The sequence below is a fragment of the Streptomyces sp. NPDC089799 genome, assembly GCF_040684755.1.
Lineage (GTDB): Bacteria > Actinomycetota > Actinomycetes > Streptomycetales > Streptomycetaceae > Streptomyces.
Window position 1 is genome coordinate 1 of record NZ_JBFBGR010000007.1, and the last position, 21,200, is coordinate 21,200.

Here is a 21,200-nt window from a genome sequence, read left to right on the forward strand (position 1 = left end):
GTGCGGTGTAGTCCTAGACACCTCCACCACACCGGAGGTCTTCGTCATCATCAAGACCCAGCCCCGTTAACAACGCTCGTGGTCAATACACCTAGAGGCTGCGCAGCAGGACCGCGGGCTGTTCCACGCAGTCGGCGACGAAGCGCAGGAAGCCGCCCGCCGTACCGCCGTCGCAGACCCGGTGGTCGAAGGTGAACGAGAGCTGCACCACCTGGCGGACCGCCAGCTCGCCCTGGTGGACCCAGGGCTTGGGGACGATCCGGCCGACGCCCAGCATGGCCGCCTCGGGGTGGTTGATGATCGGCGTGGAGCCGTCGACGCCGAACACCCCGTAGTTGTTGAGGGTGAAGGTGCCGCCCGTGAGGTCCGACGGGGCGAGCTTGCCCGCCCGGGCCAGCTCCGTCAGCCGGGCGAACTCGGCCGACAGCTCCTCCGGGTTCATCGTGTGCGCGTCGCGGACCACCGGGACGACCAGCCCGCGCTCGGTCTGGGCGGCGAAGCCCAGGTGGACCGAGGGCAGCTGGACGATCTCGTTGGCCGCCAGGTCCACCGTCGAGTTGAGCTCGGGGTGGCGGGCGAGTGCCGCCGTGCAGATCCGGGCCAGCAGGGCGAGGACGGAGATCTTCGGGCCGCCGGCCGCGTTCATCGCGGCCCGCACCGCCATCAGCTCGGTGGCGTCCGCGTCCACCCAGCAGGTGGCCTCCGGGATCTCCCGCCGGCTGCGCGAGAGCTTCTCGGCGACGGCGCCCCGCAGCCCCTTGAGCGGGATCCGCTTCCCCTCCGCCGGCCGGGCCGCGGTGGCCGTGGCCGGGGCCGCGGGCAGGGCCACGGGCTCTCGGAGGGCGGCCTCGACGTCGGCCCGCAGGATCAGACCCTCGGGGCCGGACCCGTGCAGGGCGCGCAGATCGACCCCGTTGTCCCGGGCGAGCTTGCGCACCAGCGGGGAGATGACGGGGACCGGACCGGTGTGGACAGCCGTCCCGGCAGCGGGTGCCGCCGCGACGGCCGCGGGGGCCGGAGCGGGCACGGGGGCCGGCACCGGCGGCGCGGCCGGGGCCGCTGCCCGGCCGGCCGGGCCGGACCCGCCCGGCCCCCCGGCCGGGCGGACACGGCGGCGCCGGGCCGGACGCGAATGGTCCGTGCCGTAGCCGACGAGGACGTTGCCCGAGCCCGACGCGGCGGGATCGGCATCCGCCGCGGCAGTGGCCGCGCCCTCCCCGGCGGCCGGCGCCGCCGTGTCCGGGTCCAGGTCCTTGCAGTCGCCGACGCCCACCGCGACGGTGATCAGCGGAGCCCCCACCGGAAGTTCCGTGCCTTCCTCGCCGAAGCGGGCGGTGACCACTCCGCCGTACGGGCAGGGCACCTCCACCATGGCCTTGGCCGTCTCCACCTCGACCACGGGCTGGTCCACCGCCACCACGTCGCCCACGGCGACCAGCCAGCGGACGATCTCCGCCTCGGTGAGTCCCTCGCCGAGGTCGGGCAGCCTGAACTCCATCACCTTGGGCATCAGTTCTCCCATTGCAGCCGGGCCACGGTGTCCAGGATCCGGTCCACGCCGGGCAGGTGGTACTTCTCCAGCATCGGCGGCGGATAGGGGATGTCGAGTCCCGTCACCCGCAGCACCGGCGCCTCCAGGTGGTGGAAGCAGCGCTCCGTGATGCGGGCGGCGATCTCCGCGCCCGGTCCGCCGAAGCCGTTGGCCTCGTGGACCACCACCGCACGGCCCGTACGGCGTACCGACGCGACCACCGTCTCCTCGTCGAACGGGACCAGCGAGCGCAGGTCCACGACCTCCAGGTCCCAGCCCTCCTCGCGGGCTGCCTCGGCAGCCTCCAGGCAGACCGGGAGCGAGGGGCCGTACGTGACGAGCGTGGCGCCGGTGCCCGGGCGGCGGACCACGGCCTTCCCGATGCCGGGGACGGCCGCCGGGGCCTCCGGCGACCACTCCGCCTTCGACCAGTAGAGCCGCTTCGGCTCCAGGAAGACCACCGGGTCGTCCGAGGCGATCGAGGCCCGCAGCAGCCCGTACGCGTCCTCCACCGTGGCCGGGGTGACGACCGTCAGGCCGGGCGTGGCCACGTAGTACGCCTCGGAGGAGTCGCTGTGGTGCTCCACGCCGCCGATGCCGCCGCCGTAGGGCACCCGGATGGTGATCGGGAGGGGCATCGCTCCCCGGGTGCGGTTCCGCATCCGGGCGACGTGGGAGATCAGCTGCTCGAAGGCCGGGTAGGCGAACGCGTCGAACTGCATCTCCACGACCGGGCGCAGCCCGTACATGGCCATGCCCACCGCGGCGCCGAGGATGCCCGCCTCGGCCAGCGGGGTGTCCGTGCAGCGGTCCTCGCCGAACTCCTTGGCCAGCCCGTCCGTGATCCGGAAGACCCCGCCGAGCGTGCCGACGTCCTCGCCCATGACGTGGACCGTGGGGTCCTCCGCCATCGCGTCGCGCATGGCCCGGGTCAGGGCCTGCGCCATCGTGGCCGGCTTCGCAGCCAGTGCCGAAGCCGCCATTACTCGTTCTCCGCTTCCAGCTCGGCCCGCAGCATCGCCGCCTGCTCCCGCAGGCGGTCCGTCCGCTCGGCGTAGACGTGCTCGAAAAGATCCATCGGGTTCAGCACCGGGTCGGCGTTCATCCGCTCGCGCAGGGCCGCCGCCATGGTCTCCGCCGCTTCCCTGGCCACCCGAATGCCCTCCTCGTCGAGGATTCCGCGTGCGGTCAGCTCGCGTTCGAGGAGCTCCACCGGGTCGTGCGCCTTCCACGCCTCGACCTCGGCGTCCACCCGGTACCGGGTGGCGTCGTCGGCGTTGGTGTGGGCCTCGATCCGGTAGGTGATCGCCTCGATCATGGTCGGGCCGCCGCCGGAGCGGGCCCGGTCGACCGCCTCGGAGAGCACCTCGTGCATCGCCGCCACGTCGTTCCCGTCGACCAGGCGGCCCGGCATCCCGTACCCGACGGCCTTGTGGGCCAGGGTCGGGGCGGCGGTCTGCTTGGCCAGCGGCACGGAGATCGCGAAGCCGTTGTTCTGGACGAGGAAGACGACCGGCGCCTGCCAGACCGCGGCGAAGTTCATCGCCTCGTGGAAGTCGCCCTCACTGGTGCCGCCGTCGCCGATCATCGCCAGGGCCACCACGTCGTCGCCGCGCAGCCGCGCCGCGTGCGCCAGGCCCACCGCGTGCGGCAGCTGGGTGGCGAGCGGGGTGCTCAGCGGGGCTATCCGGTGCTCGTGCGGGTCGTAGCCGGTGTGCCAGTCGCCGCGCAGCAGGGTGAGCGCCTGGACCGGGTCCAGGCCCCGGGCCACCGCCGCGAGGGTGTCCCGGTAGCTGGGGAAGAGCCAGTCCTGCTCCTTGAGCACCACCGCGGCGGCGATCTCGCAGGCCTCCTGGCCGACGGTGGAGGGGTACACGGCGAGCCGGCCCTGCCGGGTCAGCGCGGTGGCCTGGGCGTTGTACCGCCGGCCCCGGACCAGCTCCGCGTAGTAGCGGCGCATCAGCTCGGGGTCGAGCTTCTCGGCCGCGGGGGTGCCCAGCACCCGGTACGGCTCGGGGTCCGGGAGCAGCGGAGCGGCGTCCGTGCGGGGCCGCCAGGCGGGCGGCGGAGTGGGCCGGTAGGACGACGACGCACCGGCACCGGGCAGCTCTTGGACCGTCATGGCGGCGTACACCTCCTCGTGGGAAGCGGGCTGGGGGCACCTCCCAGCCGTGGCTGGGGGAGGCGCGCTCCGGTGTGAGGCGCCTCACCTACCGATTGTTCGGTCGTCCGCACATTTTGGCTACAGGCGGCAGCAGGCTGTGGACAAACGGGCGCCGGGGCCCTGGTATGGATGCAGGACGTCCAGCAGAGGGAGGCAGCGGGCAATGCCGGATGAACAAATGGCCGGAGCGGGAACCGAGCAGGGCGCGGAGCAGCGCGCCGCAGCCGTCCCACCGGCCGCGCCGGGAGCACCCGCCGCGCCGGGAGCACCCGCCGGGCCGGGAGCACCGGTCTGGCCGGCCCCGCCGGGCACACCCGTCCCGCCGCGCCCCCTGGACCCGGTCGACCGCTCGATCCTCCGGTTGCTCCAGTCGGACGGCCGGGCCTCCATACGGTCGGTCGCCGAGCAGGTGCACGTCTCCCGGGCCAACGCCTACTCGCGGATCAACCGGCTGATCGACGACGGCGTCATCCGCGGGTTCACCGCCCGGGTCAACCACGAGCGGGCGGGCCAGGGCGCCTCCGCGTACATCACCCTGAAGATCGTCCAGAACTCCTGGCGCACGGTCCGGGAGAAGCTGCGGGAGCTGCCCGGCGCCGCGCACATCGCCCTGGTCAGCGGCGACTTCGACGTCCTGCTGCTGGTCCACACCCCGGACAACCGCACCCTGCGCGAGCTGGTCCTGACCCGGCTGCAGTCCATCCCGGAGGTGCTGTCCACCCGCACCCTGCTGGTGTTCGAGGAAACGGATCTGCTGGACCCCGGCCCGGGCACCGGCCCGGCCCTCTCCGAGGAGTGACCGGCTACCCTCCCCGAAGATCATCACACCATTGACTCCGGGAGAGATCCGCCATGCCCACGCTGACGGGCCGGTACGTCCGGCTGGAACCGCTCGGCCAGAGCCACCACGACGGAATGTGCGAGGCCATCCGGGACGGCGAGCTGTGGAAGCTGCCGGTCACCCTGGTCCCCCACCCGGACGACGTGCGCGGCTGGATCGACGACGCCGGGGCGGCGAAGACGGCCGGCACCGACCTCGCGTTCGCCACGGTGGACCTGGCCACCGGCCGGATCGCCGGCTCCACCCGCTTCCTGAAGATGGTCCCCGAGCACCGTCGGCTGGAGATCGGCTGGACCTTCATCGGCCGCTCCTGGCAGCGCACCGCCGTCAACACCGAGGCGAAGCTGCTGATGCTGACGTACGCCTTCGAGACCCTCGGCACGCAGCGCGTCGAGCTGCTGACGGACGTGCGCAACTCCGCCTCGCGGGCGGCGATAGCCCGGATCGGCGGCGTGCAGGAGGGCGTCCTGCGCCGGCACATGGTGATGCCGGACGGCTGGGTCCGCGATTCGGTCCTGTTCAGCCTCACGGACACCGACTGGCCGGCGGCGAAGGCCGCTCTGGCCGCCCGCCTGGACCGCTGAGGTACCGCGGCGGGACCCGGCCGGCGGACCGGGCCGGCGAGGCCGGACGGGGTCCGGCCCGGAGCCTCAGGCCGTGCTCCGGGCCGGGGTTCAGGGTGTGGTGCGCAGGCCGTCGAAGGCCATCCGGACCACCGTGTCGGCCAGCGCCGACGTCTCCGGGGCGGGCGTGCCGGGGTGCGGCCGGTACCACTCGACCAGCGAGTTCACCATGCCGAACAGCAGCCGGGTGGCCAGCCGCATGTCCACGTCAGGCCGCAGGTCGCCCTCGGCCGCCGCGGCCTTGAGCAGGTCGGCGACCCGGTGGTCGAACTCGCGGCGCCGTTCCAGCGCCCACCGCTCGGTGCGGGTGTTGCCGCGCACCCGCAGCAGCAGGGTGACGTAGGGGAGTTCCGCGACCAGCACCTCGACCGTGCGCCGGGTGACGTACTCGACCCGGTCGATGGCGCGGCCGCGGCCGGCACCGGGCTCCTCCAGGATGCCGAAGAGGCCGTCGAGGGCCCGGCTGACCGCCCGGCGCAGCAGTTCCTCCTTGCCCGCTACGTGGTGGTAGATCGAGGACTTGGAGATGCCCGCGGCCTTGGAGAGGTGCTCCATCGACGTGCCGTCGTAGCCGCGTTCGTTGAAGACCTCCACGGCGACCGACAGCAGCGTCTCAGGGGTGTAGGTGTCCCGGCGGGCGGTCGTCACTCGGCACCGCCTTCCGGACCGGCCTGGTAGCCGCTCCGGTAGAGGGCGAGCGAGGGCGCGTAGCGGCCGCCGGGGATCCGCTCGTCGAGGTGGTGCAGCAGGTCGTAGGCCCAGTCCCGGCCCAGCCGGTCGTGCCATTCGCCCGGTCCGAGCGGGTAGTTCACGCCGAGCCGCATCGCGGTGTCGATGTCCTCGGCGGTGGCCACGCCCCGGGCGACGGCGTCGGCGGTCAGGTCGATCAGCATCGCCACGGTCCGGGCGACGATCATGCCGGGGACGTCCCCGATGACGCTGACCTGCTTGCCCAGCCGCTGGAACAGGCCGATCGCCTCGGCCAGCGTCCGCTCGGAGGTGTCCTCGCAGGCGGAGAGCGCGATGCGGGTGGCACCCCGGTAGTCGAGCGCCAGGTCGAAGTAGACGACGTCGTCGAACTCGATCGCGGTCTTGCCGTCGGCGAGCACGAGCTGGCCCTCACCGGGCAGCTGGACGTACGGGCCCCCGGACGCCACCTCGGTGACCTCGATGCCCGCCTCGGCCATCAGCGCGGTCAGGGCGGCGGCCGGGCCGAGGTCGCCGACCACGGTCACGGCGGCCGGGGCCTCCTCCGGGCCGGCCGTGTGCGGGAGGGACGCCCCGGCCTCCGGGCCGTACGCGTACCAGCCCTGCCCCGACTTGCGGCCGAGCCGCCCGGACTGGACCAGCCGGCGCTGCGCCAGCGAGGGCAGGAACTTGGGGCTGCGGAAGAAGGACTCCCACACGGAGCGGGTGACCGCCTCGTTGACGTCCTGGCCGATCAGGTCGGTGAGCTCGAAGGGGCCCATCCGGAAGCCGCCGCTCTCGCGGAGCACGGCGTCGATGGTCGCCGGGTCGGCGCCGCGCTCCTCGTACACCGCGAGCGCCTCGGCGTAGAAGGGGCGGGCGATCCGGTTGACGATGAAGCCGGGGGTGTCGGCGCAGCGGACCGGGGACTTCCCCCAGGCGGACATCGTCGCGTACGCCCGCTCCGCCGCCGCGGGGTCGGTGGCGAAGCCGCTCACCACCTCGACCAGCGGCAGCAGCGGGGCCGGGTTGAAGAAGTGCAGGCCGACGAACCGTCCCGGGTGCTCCAGGGCGCCGGCGAGCTCGGTCACGGAGAGGGAGGAGGTGTTGGTCGCCAGCAGGGCGTCCGGGGCGACCACCTTTTCCAGTGCCGTGAAGAGATCGCGCTTGACGGCGGGGTCCTCGACGATCGCCTCGATCACCAGGGCCGCGTCGGCGAGCTCCGCGAGGGCGTGGGCGGCACCGATCCGCCCGGCCATGGCCTCGGCCTCGTCCCGGTCCAGCCGGCCCTTGGCGACCAGCCGCTCCACCCGCTCCAGCACGGCGTCCCGGCCGGCCCGGGCACGGGCCTGGTCCACGTCCTGGATCAGTACGCGGTGGCCTGCGGCGAGGGCGACCTGGGCGATGCCCTGGCCCATCGTTCCGGCGCCGACGACCGCCACGGTGCGGGAGCGCTCGATAGCTGTCATGTCCTGATCCTCCCGCACCGGGCTGTCCACAGGAACGCCCGGGCCCTCTTGTCCCGACCGATCGTTCGGTTACTCTAACTCCAGTCTGCTCCGCTACGCCCGGCTCAACGAGGAGTTGGTCTTGATGGCCGCCGCCGACCTGTCCGCCGCACTGCTCACCGAGAAGCACCGTCCGACCCTGGACGAGGCCCTGAAGGCCATCCGCAGCCGTGCCTACTGGTCCCCGCACCCCGAGCACCCCAAGGCGTACGGGGAGACCGCTCCCGCCGACGGCCTGGCCGCGTTCAAGGCCCTGCACGGCACCCGCCTCGACCTCGGCCAGCCCGGCACGGACGGGTGGACCGGCGGCGAGGTGTCCCCGTTCGGCCCCGAGCTGGGCGTCGAGTACCCGCACGCCGACCCTGACGTGCTGCTCCCCGCGATGAAGGCCGGCATGGCCGCCTGGCGCGACGCCGGACCGGAGGTCCGCGCGCTGGTCTGCATCGAGATCCTGGCCCGCATCTCCGCCCGGACGCACGAGTTCGCGCACGCGGTCATGCACACCAGCGGGCAGGCCTTCATGATGGCCTTCCAGGCGGGCGGCCCGCACGCGCAGGACCGCGGCCTGGAGGCCGTGGCGTACGCGTACGAGGAGCAGACCCGGGTGCCCGGCCGGGCCGACTGGTCCAAGCCGCAGGGCAAGAAGGACCCGCTGGAGCTGGGCAAGACCTTCACCGCCGTGCCGCGGGGCATCGCGCTGGTCATCGGCTGCAACACCTTCCCCACCTGGAACGGCTACCCGGGCCTGTTCGCCTCCCTGGCCACCGGGAACCCGGTCCTGGTCAAGCCGCACCCGCGGGCCGTGCTGCCGCTGGCGCTGACGGTGCAGGTGGCTCGCGAGGTGCTCACCGAGGCCGGCTTCGACCCGAACCTGGTGGCGCTGGCCACCGAGAACCCGGGCGAGGGCATCGCCAAGACGCTCGCCGTCCGGCCCGAGATCAAGCTGATCGACTACACCGGCTCCACCGCCTTCGGCGACTGGCTGGAGACCAACGCCCGGCAGGCGCAGGTCTACACGGAGAAGGCCGGGGTCAACACGGTGGTCGTGGACTCCACCGACGACTACAAGGGGATGCTGGGGAACCTCGCCTTCTCCCTCTCCCTCTACAGCGGCCAGATGTGCACCACCCCGCAGAACCTGCTGATCCCCCGGGACGGCATCGAGACCGACGCGGGCCACAAGTCGTACGACGAGGTGGTCGCCGACCTCGCCGCCGCGGTGGACGGCCTGCTGGGCGACGACGCCCGGGCCAACGCCCTGCTGGGCGCGCTGGTCAACCCGGACGTGAAGGCCCGCCTGGAGGCGGCGGCCGGCCTCGGCGAAGTCGCGCTGGCCTCGCGGGAGATCGCCAACCCGGAGTTCCCCGACGCCGTGGTCCGCACCCCGGTCATGGTCAAGCTGGACGCCGGCAAGCCCGACCCGGAAGCGGCGTACTTCTCCGAGTGCTTCGGTCCGGTCTCCTTCGCGGTGGCGGTGGACTCCACGGCCGACGCGCTGGACCTGCTCCGCCGTACGGTGCGCGACAAGGGCGCCATGACGGTCGGCGCCTACACGACCTCGGAGGACACCGAGCGGGCGGTCGAGGAAGTCTGCCTGGAGGAGTCGGCCCAGCTCTCGCTGAACCTGACCGGCGGGGTCTTCGTGAACCAGACCGCCGCGTTCTCCGACTTCCACGGCTCCGGCGGCAACCCGGCCGCCAACGCCGCCCTCTGCGACGGCGCCTTCGTCTCCAACCGCTTCCGCGTCATCCAGGTCCGCCGCCAGGCGTAACCCTTGCCGCGGGCCGCCGTCTGGGCAGGCGGCCGTGGCTGCCACCGCCGTGTGGGCAGGCGTGCCGCAGGGCGATGGGGGTCCCCCCTGCTCAAGCGCAGTCGAGAGCTTGGGGGTGGGGGTCCCCCCGGACGGAGTCTGGGGAAGGTGGGCACACGGCACCGCAGCACGCCTGCATCGCAGCTCCCTCAGCCCGGCTCCGCATCCGCTGCGGAGCCGGGCCCCGGGCACCCCGCCACGGCTCCGCACCCTTTCCGGAGCCGGGCCCCAGGGCAACCCGCCCTAGTCCTCGTCCGCCACCGGCCCACCCCAGTGGAACAGCGTCATCGCCACACTGGTCGCCAGGTTGTAGCTGGACACCTGCCTCCGCATCGGCAGCGAAACAAGACGATCCGCCCGCTCCCGCAGCTCCGCCGACAACCCCTGCCGCTCCGAGCCGAAGGCGAGCACCGCATCGTCCGGCAGAACGAGCGAGCGAATGTCCGCCCCCTCCGGATCCAGCGCGTACAGCGGCCCGGGCGGCAGGCCCTCCAACGTCACCCGCGCCACGGCAGTGGCGTAGTGCAGCCCCGCCCCCGCCCGCACCACGTTCGGGTGCCAGGGGTCGAGATCCCCCCGGGTGACCACGCCGGTCGCGCCGAAGCCCGCCGCGAGCCGCACCACCGCGCCGACGTTGCCGAGGTTGCGGGGGTTGTCCAGCAGCACCACCGGCGCGCTCCGCGGCATCCGATCCAGCGCCGCCCGCCCGGCCGCCGCATCGGGCCGGACCGCGAGCGCGGCCACCCGCGTCGGGTGCACCCGGGCCACCAGCCCGGCCAGCGGAGCCTGCCGGACGAGCGCGCGCACGGCGTCGGTCACGTCCGGGGCCAGCTCAGCGGCGAGCGCCAGCAGTGCGTCCGGGTCCTCCGCCACCACCATCCGCACCTCGGCACCGAACCGCAGGGCGTGCTTGAGGGCGTGGAACCCGTCCAGCAGGATCAGCCGGTCGTCCTCCGCCGCCTCCCGCCATGCCCGTCCGGTCTCCGCCGCCTGCCGCTCGTCGTTCATACCGAGGAGCCTACGGTTGCCCGGTCCCGCCCCGTCCCGCCGGTGCGCGCGGCGCCGGGCCCGGAGCGGGGCCACCGGCCGGATCCGCCTCGGCGTCCCGCGGCGGAGGCAGCGGAACGCCCCGCGCCCCGGGATCCCCGGGACTCCCGGGAAGCCGCGGGACGGGCAGGAGGCCCCGCACGGCGCCCCGCAGGACCGCGGCGCGGCCGCCCAGCCAGAGGAGCAGGACCGTGGGCAGGAACACCGCATCCGCCGCGATCATCGCCAGCGAGAACACCGGCAGACCCAGCAGCAGCGCGATGCCCAGGTGCTCCAGCATCATCACGGCCAGCAGCACGTTCTTGATCCGCCGGTTGGCCAGCGCGAACGGGAAGGCCACCTGCACCAGCACGGTGCCGTAGGTCAGCGCCATCACCAGCGTCCCGCTGCCCGCCACCAGCGACGACAGCCCCGGCCACGGGGTGAAGTAGTCCAGGCCCAGCGGGTAGTACAGCGCCGTCCCGTCCTGCCAGCGCGAACCCTGGATCTTGTACCAGCCGGCGGTCGCGTAGATCAGGCAGACCTCCACCATGATCACCAGCAGGGCCGCGTTGTGCACCAGGTTGGCGAGCACGTCCAGCAGCGCCCGCCCGGGGCCGCCCGGACCGCGCCGTTCCGCCAGCCACCACACGCCCTGGGCGATCCACAGCCAGCCGAAGACCGCCAGCCAGAACCAGTCGAGCCGGTCGGTCACCGTCGCGTGGCCCAGCACCAGCCCCAGCAGCCCCCACAGCAGCGGGCCGGCCGGCCCGCGCGCCGGGCCGGTGCGCGCCGTGCGGCGCGCGTCCAGCGACCAGACGCGGGCGCACCGCGTCAGCACCAGGTACATCGCCATCAGGTGGACGACGTTGTCGCCGCCGTCGCCCATGAACACGCTGCGGTTCTGCAGCGACAGCACCCCGGCCATGAACAGCACGGACGCCGCCCGGGTGTGCCACCCCAGCAGCATCAGCACCGACGAGAGCACCGCCACCGCGTAGACCGTCTCGAACCAGAGGACGGAGTCCGACCACAGCAGCACGGTGAAGGCGTGGTTGCCGGCGACCAGGCGCTCGGCGAGGTCGAACCCCCACGGACCGCCGGGTCCGTACAGCTCGCGCCGGTGCGGGAACTCCCGCACCAGGAAGACCAGCCAGGTCGCGGCGAAGCCGATCCGGACGGCGGCGCTCTGGTACGGGCCGAGCGGCCGCCCGGTCACCGAGGCCAGCGCCTCCCGGGCCCGCTCCCTCAGGCGGTCCACCACGGCAGCTCCCGGTAGTACGTCTCGGTGTCGGTCTTCTCCTCGCTCCACGCCGGCGGCGGCAGCGCGGTGGTGGCCGACCTCAGCTGGAACCGCAGCACGTGTCCGCCGGGGAACCGGGGTTCGACGCGGAGCAGGGCGATCCGCCGCAGGTACTCCTCGGAGAGCCGACCGCGTTCCCCCTGGGGGCGGTTCTCGTCGTCGTGCGAGCCGGTGAAGAAGTCCCAGGCCCGGCGCAGCTCGTTCTGCTGCACGTGGCTGGGGAAGGGGTTGCCGCGTATGGCCGCGCCGTCCTCGGCGGACAGGTCGCGCCAGCCGGTGGTGACGCGCTTGCCGTCGGCGGTGCGGACCTGGGCGCGGACCTGCACGGCGATGTTCTGCTGGAGCGGATTGGGAGCGAAGAGCTTCCAGTTCTGTTCGAACTCGGGGTAGATCCACGCGTCCACGGTCGCCTTGTGCCGCTGGCCCACCGTGTTGGGCGGGGCGACGTGCAGGAACACCAGGCTGAGGTGGAGGCAGGCGGCCACCGCGACGGCGCCGAGGGCGAGGGCGGCGGCGATCCGGTGCGGCAGGGGAAGCGCGGCGATGCCCCCGCCCGTGCTCTGGTCCGTGTCCATCCCACCCCCGTCCGGGCCGCCGCGGACCGCGCCGGTCGGCGGCTCCGGTCGTCCACAGGCATCCACAAGAGGTTGACACCCTACGGGCCCTCGTCTCACCATTGAAGCGAATGAACCGAACGATCGGTCGGTCGGGCGGAAACGGATCTGGACCAGACGCTGGCAGGGGGCCGGGATGGTGGCAGTGACCTCGGAGACGGGGCAGGACAAGGACCACGCGGACCCCACGGGCCTCGCGGGCCTCGTGGCGGCCTTCGACGCCGCAGTGGCGGCCGAGGAGCGCGTCGAGCCCCGGGACTGGATGCCCGAGGAGTACCGCGCCACGCTGGTCCGCCAGATGGCCCAGCACGCGCACTCCGAGATCATCGGCATGCAGCCCGAGGCCAACTGGATCACCCGGGCGCCCTCGCTGCGCCGCAAGGCGATCCTGATGGCGAAGGTGCAGGACGAGGCCGGACACGGGCTGTACCTGTACAGCGCCGCGGAGACCCTCGGCACCAGCCGCGACGAGCTGCTCGACAAGCTGCACGCGGGCCGCCAGAAGTACTCCTCGATCTTCAACTACCCGACGCTGACCTGGGCCGACGTCGGCGCCATCGGCTGGCTGGTCGACGGCGCGGCCATCACCAACCAGGTCCCGCTGTGCCGGTGCTCCTACGGCCCGTACGCACGCGCCATGGTCCGCATCTGCAAGGAGGAGTCCTTCCACCAGCGCCAGGGCTACGAGCTGCTGCTCGCGCTCTCCCAGGGCACCCAGGCCCAGCACGAGATGGCCCAGGACGCCGTGAACCGCTGGTGGTGGCCCTCGCTGATGATGTTCGGCCCGCCGGACGACGAGTCCTCGCACTCGGCCCAGTCCATGGCCTGGCGGATCAAGCGCCACTCCAACGACGAGCTGCGCCAGCGGTTCGTGGACATCGCCGTGCCGCAGGCCGAGAGCCTCGGCCTGACCCTGCCCGACCCGGACCTCCGGTGGAACGAGGAGCGCGGGCACCACGACTTCGGCGCCATCGACTGGACCGAGTTCTGGGACGTCCTCAAGGGCAACGGCCCGTGCAACGAGGACCGCATAGGCCAGCGGCGCCGGGCCCACGAAGAGGGCGCCTGGGTACGGGACGCGGCCGCGGCGTACGCGGCGAAGCACACCAATGAGGAGGCACGGGCATGACGCAGAACTGGCCGCTGTGGGAGGTGTTCGTCCGGTCGCGGCGCGGGCTCTCGCACACCCACGCGGGAAGCCTGCACGCCCCCGACGCCGAGATGGCCCTGCGCAACGCCCGCGACCTGTACACGCGGCGCAACGAGGGCGTGTCCATCTGGGTGGTGCCCTCCACGGCCGTCACCGCCTCCTCGCCGGACGAGCGGGACCCGTTCTTCGCCCCGTCCGCCGACAAGCCGTACCGGCACCCCACGTTCTACGACATCCCGGAGGGGGTGCAGCACCTGTGAGCACCGGTTCCACGACGGACACGACGACCGGGTCGACGACCGAGTCGGCGACGGGCACGGCGACGGTCCCCACGGCGGCCGCACTCGCCCTGGGCGACGACGCGCTGATCCTCTCCCACCGGCTCGGCGAATGGGCCGGGCACGCCCCGGTGCTGGAGGAGGAGGTGGCGCTGGCCAACATCGCCCTCGACCTGCTCGGCCAGGCCCGCGTCCTGCTGTCCATGGCCGGCGACGAGGACGAACTGGCCTTCCTCCGCGAGGAGCGGTCCTTCCGCAACCTCCAGCTGGTGGAACAGCCCAACGGCGACTTCGCCCACACCATCGCCCGCCAGCTGTACTTCTCCCTCTACCAGCAGGGGCTGTTCGAGGCCCTTGCGGCGGGCGGGGGCCCGTTCGCCCCGCTGGCGGCCAAGGCCGTCAAGGAGACCGCCTACCACCGCGACCACGCCGAGCAGTGGACCCTGCGCCTGGGCGACGGCACGGAGGAGAGCACCCGCCGGATGCGGGCCGGGCTGGCCGCCCTGTGGAAGTTCACCGGCGAGATGTTCCGTCCCGTCGAGGGCATCGACGTGGATTACGCCGCCCTGGAAGAGCGCTGGCTCACGGAGCTGGGCGCCGTGCTCGACCGGGCCGGGCTGGAGCTGCCCGAAGGCCCCCGTGACGGCGCCTGGGCGGCGGGAGCCGGCCGCCAGGGCCTGCACACCGAGCCCTTCGGGCGGATGCTCGCCGAGATGCAGCACCTGCACCGCAGCCACCCGGGGGCGTCATGGTGACCACGACCCGCCCGGCCCCCCGGACCGGAACCCCGGCCCTGAGCCGGCTGGAGGAAGAACTGGCCGCGCTGGCCGGCGCGGTGCCGGACCCGGAGCTGCCCGTGCTCAGCCTGGCCGAACTGGGCGTGATGCGCGGGGTGCGGATACGCGAGGACGGCGTGGTGGAGGTCTCGCTCACCCCCACCTACACCGGCTGCCCGGCCATCGAGGCCATGTCCGCGGACATCGAGCGCGCCCTGCACGACCGCGGCATAGCCGAGGTCTCGGTGCAGACGGTGCTGGCGCCCGCCTGGTCCACCGACGACATCAGCGCCGAAGGCCGCCGCAAGCTGGCCGAGTTCGGCATCGCCCCGCCCCGGCCGCACTCGGCCGGCGGCCCGGTGCCGGTCACGCTGTCGGTGCGCTGCCCGAACTGCGGATCCACCGACACCGAGCTGCTCAGCCGCTTCTCGTCCACCGCCTGCAAGGCGCTGCGGCGCTGCACGTCCTGCCGTGAACCCTTCGACCACTTCAAGGAGCTGTAGATGGCCGCACCGCGCCACGGCGCCTTCCACCCCCTGACGGTGGCCGCGGTCGACCGGCTCACCGACGACTCCGTGGCCCTGACCCTCAGCGTCCCGGAGGAGCTCCGCGAGGAGTACCGGCACGCCCCCGGCCAGCACCTGGCCATGCGGCGGCGCGGAGCCGAGCGCGGGGAGGTGCGCCGCACCTACTCGATCTGCTCCCCCGCTCCGGCGCCCGGCGGGCCCGGACCCCGCGAACTGCGGGTGGGCGTCCGGCTGGTGGAGGGCGGCGAGTTCTCCACGTACGCGCACAAGGAAGTGGTCCCCGGTGACGTGCTGGACGTGATGGTCCCGGCCGGGCGGTTCGTCCTGGACCCGGCCACCGCCCCGGCCGGCGGGCACTACGCCGCGGTCGCCGGCGGCAGCGGCATCACCCCGCTGCTGTCCATCGTCTCGACCCTGCTGGCGGCGCGGCCGGACACCCGGTTCTGCCTGGTCCGCAGCGACCGGACGGCTGCCTCCACGATGTTCCTGGAGGAGGTCGCCGACCTGAAGGACCGCTATCCCGAGCGGTTCCAGCTGGTCACCGTGCTGTCCCGGGAGGAGCAGGAGGCCGGGCTGCCGTCCGGCCGGCTCGACGAGGAGCGGCTGAGCGACCTGCTGCCGGCGCTGCTGCCGGTCGGCTCGGTGGCGGGCTGGTTCCTGTGCGGGCCCTACGGGCTGGTCCAGGGTGCCGAGCGGGCACTGCGCGGCCTGGGTGTCGACCGGGACCGGATCCACGAGGAGATCTTCCACGTGGACAGCGCCCCGGCGCCGGCGCCGACGGCCATGTCGGTGTCCTCCTCGCACAGCCGGGTCACCGCCCGCCTCGACGGCCGGTCCGGCACCTGGCCGGTGCAGGACGGCGAGTCCCTGCTGGACGCGGTGCTGCGGAACCGGGCGGACGCCCCCTACGCCTGCAAGGGCGGGGTGTGCGGCACCTGCCGGGCGTTCGTGGTGCGGGGCGAGGTCCGGATGGACCGGAACTACGCGCTGGAGGAGCACGAGACGGAGGCCGGTTTCGTGCTGGCCTGCCAGTCCCACCCGGAATCGGAGGAGGTCGAGATCGACTTCGACCGCTGAGCCGACCCCCGCGCGGTCCGCCCGGCCCCTGTCCAATTGCAGGAACCTGTTCTATCTTGACGCTCCGTCAGATCTGATACGGGTGCCGGACCGGCATCGGGACGGGGACCTGCGCGCGGGAGGACAGGCAGTGGACTTCACCTTCACCGAGGAGCAGCAGGCGGCCGTCGAAGCGGCCAGGGCGGTCTTCGCGGACGTCGCCCCGGACGGGGTGCCCAGTCCCGCACTCACCCCGGGCGCGGTGGCCGAAGACTTCGACCGCCCGCTGTGGGCGAAGCTGGCCGCCTCCGACCTGCTCGGCCTGGTCCTCGCCGAGGAACACGGCGGTGCCGGGCTGGACGCCATCGCGCTCTGCCTGGTGCTGCGCGAGTCCGCGAAGGTGCTGGCCCGGGTCCCGCTGCTGGAGCACTGCGCCACCGCCATGGCCGTCCAGGAGCACGGCTCGGCCGAGCTGGCCGCCGAGCTGCTGCCCGGCGCGGCCGCGGGCGGGCCGGTGCTCACCGCCGCCTCCGGCGGCCGGACCGGGCACGACCCGGCCGAGCTGGCCGTGACGGCCGTCCGGGACGGCGGGGTCTGGGTCCTGAACGGCGTACAGACTGCCGTGCCCTGGGCACACGGCGCCGACTGGATCGCCGTACCCGCCCACACCGGTGAGGCCGAGTCCGTACTCGCGCTCGTCCCGTGCGAGGCAGCGGGACTGTCCCTGGGCGACCAGTACTCGACCAGCGGTGAGCGGTTCGCCGAGCTCACCCTGGACGGCGTACGCGTGCCGGCCACGCACCTGATCGACGCTCCCGGCGCCTGGGAACGGCTGCGCGCGCTGCTGACCACCGGCACCTGCGCGCTGGCACTGGGCCTGGGCGAGGCCGTGCTCTCCATGACCAGCGGGTACACCGCCAAACGCGAGCAGTTCGGCTTCCCGGTGGCCACCTTCCAGGCGGTCGCGGTCCAGGCCGCCGACCGCTACATCGACCTGCGGGCGATGGAGGTCACCCTCTGGCAGGCGGCCTGGCGGCTGGACGCGGCGACCGGCGGGGCGGGCGGACCACTGCCCGTCGCCGGGGACGTGGCGGTGGCCAAGATCTGGGCCTCGGAGGGCGTACGGCGGGTCGTCCAGACCGCCCAGCACCTGCACGGCGGCTTCGGCGCCGACACCGACTACCCCCTGCACCGCTACCACGCCTGGGCCAAGCAGCTGGAGCTCGCCCTGGGCCCTGCCGCAGCGCACGAGGAGCTCCTGGGCGACCTGCTGGCCGCCCATCCCCTCGCCTGAGTCAGATCACGCTGCCGGGGACGCCCGCGTCGGTGACCACCGCGCGGCCGGCGGCCTCCCAGCTCTGCATGCCGCCGTCCACGTTCACGGCGTCGATGCCCTGCTGCAGCAGGTAGCCGGTGACCTGCGCGGAGCGCCCGCCCACCCGGCACATCACGTACACCTTGTCGCCGTCCGGGGCGGCTTCGGTGAGCTCACCGAAGCGGGCCACGAACTCGCTCATCGGGATGTGCAGCGCGCCCTCGGCGTGACCGGCCTGCCATTCGTCGGCCTCCCGGACGTCGAGGATGAAGCTGTCCGCGCCCAGCGCGTCCACACCGACCGTGGGAAGCGTGCCGAAGTGCATGCCCTGCCGCCTTCTTCTCTCGTCTGCTCGGGCGCACGCGTGCTCGTACGCCCGCCTGCCACGGTACCCGCAACCCGGCCCGGAGCCCGGCCGTGTCCCGAAAGGCGGGGTCGGCGGGGTCGGGCTTCCGGGGTCAGGCTTCCGAAGTCAGGCCCGCCAGCTCCGCCTCGCGCTCGGACACCTGCGTCCGCAGCTGCCCGGCGATCTCGTCCAGCAGCCCGTCCGGGTCCTCCGGCGCCATCCGCAGCATCGCCCCGATCGCGCTGTCCTCCAGTTCGCGCGCCACCAGGGCCAGCATCTCCTTGCGCTGCGCCAGCCACTCCAGCCGCGCGTACAGCTCCTCGGCCTCCGAGGGCCGCGCCGCCTCCGGCGCCGGCCCGGCCGCCCATTCCGCGGCCAGCTCGCGCAGCAGCTGCTCGTCGCCCCGCGCGTACGCCGCGTTCGCCTTGACGAGGAACGCGTCGCGCCGTTCCCGCTCCGCGTCCTCCTGCGCCAGATCGGGGTGCGCCTGCCGGACCAGCTCGCGGTAGAGCCGCCGCGCCTCCTCCGACGGCCTGACCCGCTCCGGCGGCTGCACCGGCTGCTCGGTGAGCATGGCCGCCGCGTCCTCGGCGATCCCGTCCGAACCCAGCCAGTCGTGGAAGAGCTCCTCCACCCCGGGCATCGGCATGACCAGCGCCCGGGCCTCGCGCGCCCGGCGCAGGTCCTCCGGGTCCCCGGACCGCTCCGCCCGCGCCTCGGCGATCAGCGCGTCCAGCTCGTCGAGCCGGGAGTACATCGGGCCGAGCTTGCGGTGGTGCAGCCGGGAGAAGTTCTCCACCTCCACCCGGAAGGTCTCCACCGCGATCTCGAATTCGATCAGCGCCTGCTCGGCGGCCCGCACGGCCCGCTCCAGCCGCGCCTCCGGCCGCTCGGCACCGGCAGCGCCCTCGGCGCCCGCAGCGCTCTCGGCGCCCGCAGCGCTCTCGGCGCCCGCAGCGCCCTCGGCACCCGCACCGCTCTCGGTACCCGCCGCGTCGTCCTCCGGGACAGTCTGCTCACTCACCCGGCCAGCCTAGAGGGTGTCCGGCCCCGGCGGCGTGGACCCGGTGGGTCAGACGCCACCGGAGGGCCCCACGGGTCACGCCGGGCACGAGCGGTCAGACCCCGAGTTCCGCCGCGATCCGCCCGGACCGCACCGCCGCCTGCAGGTCCGCGTGGTCCGCCTCCGTCCGGTCCGCGTAGGCCACCGCGAACGCGGCCACGGCCTCGTCCAGCTCCTCGTTCTTGCCGCAGTACCCGGCCAGCAGCCGCGGGTCCGCGCTGTGCGCGTGCGCCCGCGCCAGCAGCGCCCCGGTCATCCGGCCGTAGTCGTCGATCTGGTCGGGCGAGAGCGCCGCCGGGTCCACGCTGCCCTTGCGGTTGCGGAACTGCCGCACCTGGAACGGCCGGCCCTCCACCGTGGTCCAGCCCAGCAGGATGTCCGAGACCACCTGCATCCGCTTCTGGCCGGCCACCACCCGCTGCCCCTCGTGCGCCGCCGGGGAGCGGTCGAAGCCCTCCGGCAGGTACGGCAGCAGCACCGACGGCCGGGCCTCCTTCACCTGGAGCACCAGCGGCTCGCCCCGGTGGTCCAGCAGCAGCACCACGTACGACCGGGTGCCCACGCTGCCGGTGCCGACCACGCGGAAGGCCACGTCGTGGATGGCGTACCGGGCGAGCAGCGGCAGCCGGTCGCCCTGGACCGTGCCGAGGTAGCCGCCGAGGGAGGCCGCGACGGCCGCCGCCTCCGCGTCCCCGACCCGCCGCAGCACCGGCAGCGCGTCCTCGAAGCGGCGCGACCCGTCCGCGTCCACCACGGTGGACTTGGCCGCGAACCGGGCGCTGGTGTTGTTCCGTGCCTTCTCCGAGACCCGCTCCAGCGTGCCCAGCAGGTCCCGCGCGTCCGTGTGCGAGACCAGTTCCTCGTCGGCGATCGCGTTCCAGGCGTCCAGCGCGGGCAGCCGCGCCAGCAGCCGCATCGTCCGCCGGTAGGCGCCCACGGCGTCCTGGGCGGCCGCCCGGCAGGTGTCCTCGTCCGCCCCGGCCACCCGGCCGGCCAGCACCAGCGAGGCCGCGAGCCGCTTGACGTCCCACTCCCACGGCCCGACGACGGTCTCGTCGAAGTCGTTGAGGTCGATCACCAGGCGGCCGCGCGCATCGCCGTAGAGACCGAAGTTGGCCGCGTGCGCGTCCCCGCAGAGCTGTGCCGCCACCCCGGTGACCGGGGTGTCCGCGAGGTCGTACGCCATCAGCCCGGCCGCACCGCGCAGGAAGGCGAACGGGTTCGCCGTCATCCGGCCCACCCGTATCGGGGTCAGCTCCGGCACCCGCCCGTGGTTGGACTCCTCCACGGCACGCACCGCGTCCGGACGGCCGGCCGCGACCTCGAAGCGGGCGTGCGAGGCGCGCGGCACCCGGGCCCGAAGGTCCTTGCCCGCGTTCTTGGGCGTACCGACGGCCGTGCCGCGCGGCGCGAAGCCCGGCACGACCGGGATCCTCGCCGGCTGCCCCGCGACCGGCTGTCCCGGCGCCCGGTCCGCGGTCGCGCCCGAGCCCGCCACGGCGCCGGAGCCCGCGCCCGCTGCCGCGGCCGTGGCCGCGTCCGCGCTGATGCCCCCGCCGGTACCCGTGCCGGTGCCGCCCGTGTAGGTGCCCATGCCTGCCGCCCCCATCGATCATGCCCAGTGACCGGACGAAGGTACCGATCCCAAGGCGCCTACGGAAGCCGTGACCTGCCGGTACGCCGCACGGACCGTCACGGGGACCACCGTGGGGACCACCGTGGGGACCACCGCGGGGCCCCCACCAGGACCACCCCGAGAACCGCTGCACGGCCGCCGCGAAGCCCGCCGCGAAGCCCACCGCGAGCACCGGACGGGGCTCACCCGGGGCACCGCCCCGTGACCCGCCCGGCCGACCCCCCGACTCCCAGGCCGCCCCCGGGCCGGCCGGCTACAGCCCCGCGTCCCGTGCCAGCAGCGCCGCCTGCACCCGGTTCTCGCACTCCAGCTTCGCCAGGATCCGGCTCACGTACGTCTTCACCGTCGCCTCGCTCATGTGCAGCCGCCGCCCCGCGTCCGCGTTCGACAGCCCCTCGCCCAGCAGCGCCAGCACCCCGCGCTCCCGCTCGCTCAGCTCCGCCACCCGCCGCCGCGCCTGCTCGCCCCGGGAGGCCGCCCGGCCCGAGGCCAGCTGGTCCACCACGTGCCGGGTCGCCGCCGGAGAGAGGTACGCGTCCCCGGCCGCGGCCGCCCGTACCGCCCCGATCAGCTCCGCCGGAGCCGAGTCCTTCAGCAGGAAGCCGGACCCGCCCTGCTCCAGCGCCCGCAGCACGTTCTCCTTCTCCCCGAACGTGGTCAGGATCAGCGCCCGCACCGACGGCACCGCCCGCCGCAGCTCGCCCAGCGCGGTCAGCCCGTCCATCACCGGCATCTGGATGTCGAGCAGCACCACGTCCGGCACGAAGGCCCGGGCCAGCTCCACCGCCTCGCGGCCGTTCGCCGCCTCCGCGACCACCTCGACCGCCGGGTCGGAGGTGAGGATCAACCGGATCCCGGCGCGGATCAGCGGCTCGTCGTCGGCGATCACCACCCGTACCGTCCGCGCCGCCCCGCCGCCCGTGCCCACACCCGTGCCCACGCCCGT

At 73.9% G+C, this 21,200-nt stretch carries 21 protein-coding genes; 9 read left to right on the forward strand and 12 right to left on the reverse strand.

Annotated elements, in window-relative coordinates:
* Nucleotides 1-91: 91 nt before the first annotated feature.
* The 3 genes from AB0O36_RS08910 to pdhA are packed head-to-tail and all read right to left on the reverse strand — an operon-like array spanning nucleotide 92 to nucleotide 3,653.
* A complete protein-coding gene (locus tag AB0O36_RS08910) occupies nucleotides 92-1,510 on the reverse strand; it encodes a dihydrolipoamide acetyltransferase family protein (RefSeq protein WP_365106197.1) in 1,419 nt (472 codons plus the stop codon).
* Complete coding sequence (locus AB0O36_RS08915) at nucleotides 1,510-2,514, reverse strand: alpha-ketoacid dehydrogenase subunit beta (RefSeq protein ID WP_365106199.1); 1,005 nt, start codon at nucleotides 2,512-2,514, stop codon at nucleotides 1,510-1,512. The genes AB0O36_RS08910 and AB0O36_RS08915 overlap by 1 nt, the downstream gene beginning before the upstream one ends.
* Entirely contained in the window at nucleotides 2,514-3,653 is a 1,140-nt protein-coding gene (gene pdhA / locus AB0O36_RS08920; protein WP_365106201.1) for a pyruvate dehydrogenase (acetyl-transferring) E1 component subunit alpha, read from the reverse strand. The genes AB0O36_RS08915 and pdhA overlap by 1 nt, the downstream gene beginning before the upstream one ends.
* 205 nt (nucleotides 3,654-3,858) lie before the next feature.
* On the opposite strand from pdhA, the gene AB0O36_RS08925 reads away from it, so the two are divergent.
* Together AB0O36_RS08925 and AB0O36_RS08930 are read left to right on the forward strand one after the other, a co-directional pair.
* Nucleotides 3,859-4,494 (forward strand): Lrp/AsnC family transcriptional regulator, encoded by a 636-nt coding sequence (locus AB0O36_RS08925; protein ID WP_365106204.1) that lies wholly within the window; start codon nucleotides 3,859-3,861, stop codon nucleotides 4,492-4,494.
* A 53-nt stretch (nucleotides 4,495-4,547) separates the two neighbouring features.
* A complete protein-coding gene (locus tag AB0O36_RS08930; RefSeq protein WP_365106206.1) occupies nucleotides 4,548-5,120 on the forward strand; it encodes a GNAT family N-acetyltransferase in 573 nt (190 codons plus the stop codon).
* A 90-nt stretch (nucleotides 5,121-5,210) separates the two neighbouring features.
* Here the strand turns inward: AB0O36_RS08930 and AB0O36_RS08935 are convergent, their stop codons facing one another.
* Both AB0O36_RS08935 and AB0O36_RS08940 read right to left on the reverse strand, forming a co-directional pair.
* Nucleotides 5,211-5,807 (reverse strand): TetR/AcrR family transcriptional regulator, encoded by a 597-nt coding sequence (locus tag AB0O36_RS08935; RefSeq protein WP_365106208.1) that lies wholly within the window; start codon nucleotides 5,805-5,807, stop codon nucleotides 5,211-5,213.
* On the reverse strand, nucleotides 5,804-7,315 hold the full coding sequence (locus AB0O36_RS08940) for a 3-hydroxyacyl-CoA dehydrogenase (RefSeq protein WP_365106211.1): 1,512 nt from the start codon (nucleotides 7,313-7,315) through the stop codon (nucleotides 5,804-5,806). Before AB0O36_RS08940 ends, AB0O36_RS08935 begins: the two co-directional genes overlap by 4 nt.
* Before the next feature lie 124 nt (nucleotides 7,316-7,439).
* Between AB0O36_RS08940 and paaN the strand changes: the two genes are divergently transcribed.
* Nucleotides 7,440-9,125 carry a phenylacetic acid degradation protein PaaN gene (gene paaN, locus AB0O36_RS08945; protein WP_365106213.1) on the forward strand — a complete coding sequence of 562 codons (1,686 nt, stop codon included), beginning with the start codon at nucleotides 7,440-7,442 and terminating at the stop codon, nucleotides 9,123-9,125.
* 282 nt (nucleotides 9,126-9,407) lie between these two features.
* On the opposite strand, the gene AB0O36_RS08950 is transcribed toward paaN, so the two are convergent.
* From AB0O36_RS08950 to AB0O36_RS08960, 3 genes are read right to left on the reverse strand one after another with little or no spacing between them, the layout of a single operon-like run.
* A complete protein-coding gene (locus AB0O36_RS08950) occupies nucleotides 9,408-10,172 on the reverse strand; it encodes a TrmH family RNA methyltransferase (protein ID WP_365106216.1) in 765 nt (254 codons plus the stop codon).
* Between the two features lie 10 nt (nucleotides 10,173-10,182).
* Nucleotides 10,183-11,451: an HTTM domain-containing protein gene (locus AB0O36_RS08955; protein ID WP_365106219.1), complete on the reverse strand. Its 1,269-nt coding sequence runs from the start codon at nucleotides 11,449-11,451 to the stop codon at nucleotides 10,183-10,185.
* The gene (locus AB0O36_RS08960; RefSeq protein ID WP_365106222.1) at nucleotides 11,439-12,068 is read right to left on the reverse strand and encodes a DUF5819 family protein; all 630 of its coding nucleotides are present in this window, start codon (nucleotides 12,066-12,068) and stop codon (nucleotides 11,439-11,441) included. The genes AB0O36_RS08955 and AB0O36_RS08960 overlap by 13 nt, the downstream gene beginning before the upstream one ends.
* A gap of 175 nt (nucleotides 12,069-12,243) precedes the next feature.
* Here AB0O36_RS08960 and paaA point away from each other — a divergent pair, with 175 nt between their 5' ends.
* From paaA to AB0O36_RS08990, 6 genes are all read left to right on the forward strand, one after another.
* On the forward strand, nucleotides 12,244-13,236 hold the full coding sequence (gene paaA / locus AB0O36_RS08965) for a 1,2-phenylacetyl-CoA epoxidase subunit PaaA (protein ID WP_365106225.1): 993 nt from the start codon (nucleotides 12,244-12,246) through the stop codon (nucleotides 13,234-13,236).
* Nucleotides 13,233-13,517, forward strand: a complete 285-nt coding sequence (gene paaB, locus AB0O36_RS08970; RefSeq protein WP_365106227.1) for a 1,2-phenylacetyl-CoA epoxidase subunit PaaB — start codon at nucleotides 13,233-13,235, stop codon at nucleotides 13,515-13,517. The genes paaA and paaB overlap by 4 nt, the downstream gene beginning before the upstream one ends.
* Before the next feature lie 89 nt (nucleotides 13,518-13,606).
* Entirely contained in the window at nucleotides 13,607-14,290 is a 684-nt protein-coding gene (gene paaC, locus AB0O36_RS08975) for a 1,2-phenylacetyl-CoA epoxidase subunit PaaC (protein ID WP_365106888.1), read from the forward strand.
* Nucleotides 14,284-14,814 (forward strand): 1,2-phenylacetyl-CoA epoxidase subunit PaaD, encoded by a 531-nt coding sequence (gene paaD / locus AB0O36_RS08980; protein WP_365106230.1) that lies wholly within the window; start codon nucleotides 14,284-14,286, stop codon nucleotides 14,812-14,814. The genes paaC and paaD overlap by 7 nt, the downstream gene beginning before the upstream one ends.
* Nucleotides 14,815-15,915 carry a 2Fe-2S iron-sulfur cluster-binding protein gene (locus AB0O36_RS08985; protein WP_365106233.1) on the forward strand — a complete coding sequence of 367 codons (1,101 nt, stop codon included), beginning with the start codon at nucleotides 14,815-14,817 and terminating at the stop codon, nucleotides 15,913-15,915.
* A gap of 130 nt (nucleotides 15,916-16,045) precedes the next feature.
* The gene (locus tag AB0O36_RS08990) at nucleotides 16,046-17,188 is read left to right on the forward strand and encodes an acyl-CoA dehydrogenase family protein (protein ID WP_365106236.1); all 1,143 of its coding nucleotides are present in this window, start codon (nucleotides 16,046-16,048) and stop codon (nucleotides 17,186-17,188) included.
* Nucleotide 17,189: 1 nt separating this feature from the next.
* On the opposite strand, the gene AB0O36_RS08995 is transcribed toward AB0O36_RS08990, so the two are convergent.
* From AB0O36_RS08995 to AB0O36_RS09010, 4 genes are all read right to left on the reverse strand, one after another.
* On the reverse strand, nucleotides 17,190-17,534 hold the full coding sequence (locus AB0O36_RS08995) for a rhodanese-like domain-containing protein (RefSeq protein ID WP_365106239.1): 345 nt from the start codon (nucleotides 17,532-17,534) through the stop codon (nucleotides 17,190-17,192).
* Nucleotides 17,535-17,667: 133 nt separating this feature from the next.
* Nucleotides 17,668-18,429, reverse strand: coding sequence for a hypothetical protein (locus AB0O36_RS09000; protein WP_365106891.1), 762 nt, complete (start codon nucleotides 18,427-18,429; stop codon nucleotides 17,668-17,670).
* A gap of 244 nt (nucleotides 18,430-18,673) precedes the next feature.
* Complete coding sequence (locus AB0O36_RS09005) at nucleotides 18,674-20,212, reverse strand: DUF2252 domain-containing protein (RefSeq protein WP_365106242.1); 1,539 nt, start codon at nucleotides 20,210-20,212, stop codon at nucleotides 18,674-18,676.
* Nucleotides 20,213-20,507: 295 nt separating this feature from the next.
* Entirely contained in the window at nucleotides 20,508-21,143 is a 636-nt protein-coding gene (locus AB0O36_RS09010) for a response regulator transcription factor (protein WP_365106894.1), read from the reverse strand.
* Nucleotides 21,144-21,200 lie beyond the last annotated feature (57 nt).

What these genes read in the sequence shown, in the direction of transcription:
- AB0O36_RS08960 (WP_365106222.1), bottom strand. Translation starts at nt 12,068, where the DNA reads ATGGACACGGACCAGAGCACGGGCGGGGGCATCGCCGCGCTTCCCCTG.
- AB0O36_RS08995 (WP_365106239.1), bottom strand. Translation starts at nt 17,534, where the DNA reads ATGCACTTCGGCACGCTTCCCACGGTCGGTGTGGACGCGCTGGGCGCG.
- AB0O36_RS08985 (WP_365106233.1), top strand. Translation starts at nt 14,815, where the DNA reads ATGGCCGCACCGCGCCACGGCGCCTTCCACCCCCTGACGGTGGCCGCG.
- AB0O36_RS09005 (WP_365106242.1), bottom strand. Translation starts at nt 20,212, where the DNA reads ATGGGCACCTACACGGGCGGCACCGGCACGGGTACCGGCGGGGGCATC.
- AB0O36_RS08950 (WP_365106216.1), bottom strand. Translation starts at nt 10,172, where the DNA reads ATGAACGACGAGCGGCAGGCGGCGGAGACCGGACGGGCATGGCGGGAG.
- paaD (WP_365106230.1), top strand. Translation starts at nt 14,284, where the DNA reads ATGGTGACCACGACCCGCCCGGCCCCCCGGACCGGAACCCCGGCCCTG.
- AB0O36_RS08930 (WP_365106206.1), top strand. Translation starts at nt 4,548, where the DNA reads ATGCCCACGCTGACGGGCCGGTACGTCCGGCTGGAACCGCTCGGCCAG.
- AB0O36_RS08925 (WP_365106204.1), top strand. Translation starts at nt 3,859, where the DNA reads ATGCCGGATGAACAAATGGCCGGAGCGGGAACCGAGCAGGGCGCGGAG.
- paaB (WP_365106227.1), top strand. Translation starts at nt 13,233, where the DNA reads ATGACGCAGAACTGGCCGCTGTGGGAGGTGTTCGTCCGGTCGCGGCGC.
- AB0O36_RS08910 (WP_365106197.1), bottom strand. Translation starts at nt 1,510, where the DNA reads ATGCCCAAGGTGATGGAGTTCAGGCTGCCCGACCTCGGCGAGGGACTC.
- paaN (WP_365106213.1), top strand. Translation starts at nt 7,440, where the DNA reads ATGGCCGCCGCCGACCTGTCCGCCGCACTGCTCACCGAGAAGCACCGT.
- AB0O36_RS08940 (WP_365106211.1), bottom strand. Translation starts at nt 7,315, where the DNA reads ATGACAGCTATCGAGCGCTCCCGCACCGTGGCGGTCGTCGGCGCCGGA.
- paaA (WP_365106225.1), top strand. Translation starts at nt 12,244, where the DNA reads ATGGTGGCAGTGACCTCGGAGACGGGGCAGGACAAGGACCACGCGGAC.
- pdhA (WP_365106201.1), bottom strand. Translation starts at nt 3,653, where the DNA reads ATGACGGTCCAAGAGCTGCCCGGTGCCGGTGCGTCGTCGTCCTACCGG.
- AB0O36_RS08915 (WP_365106199.1), bottom strand. Translation starts at nt 2,514, where the DNA reads ATGGCGGCTTCGGCACTGGCTGCGAAGCCGGCCACGATGGCGCAGGCC.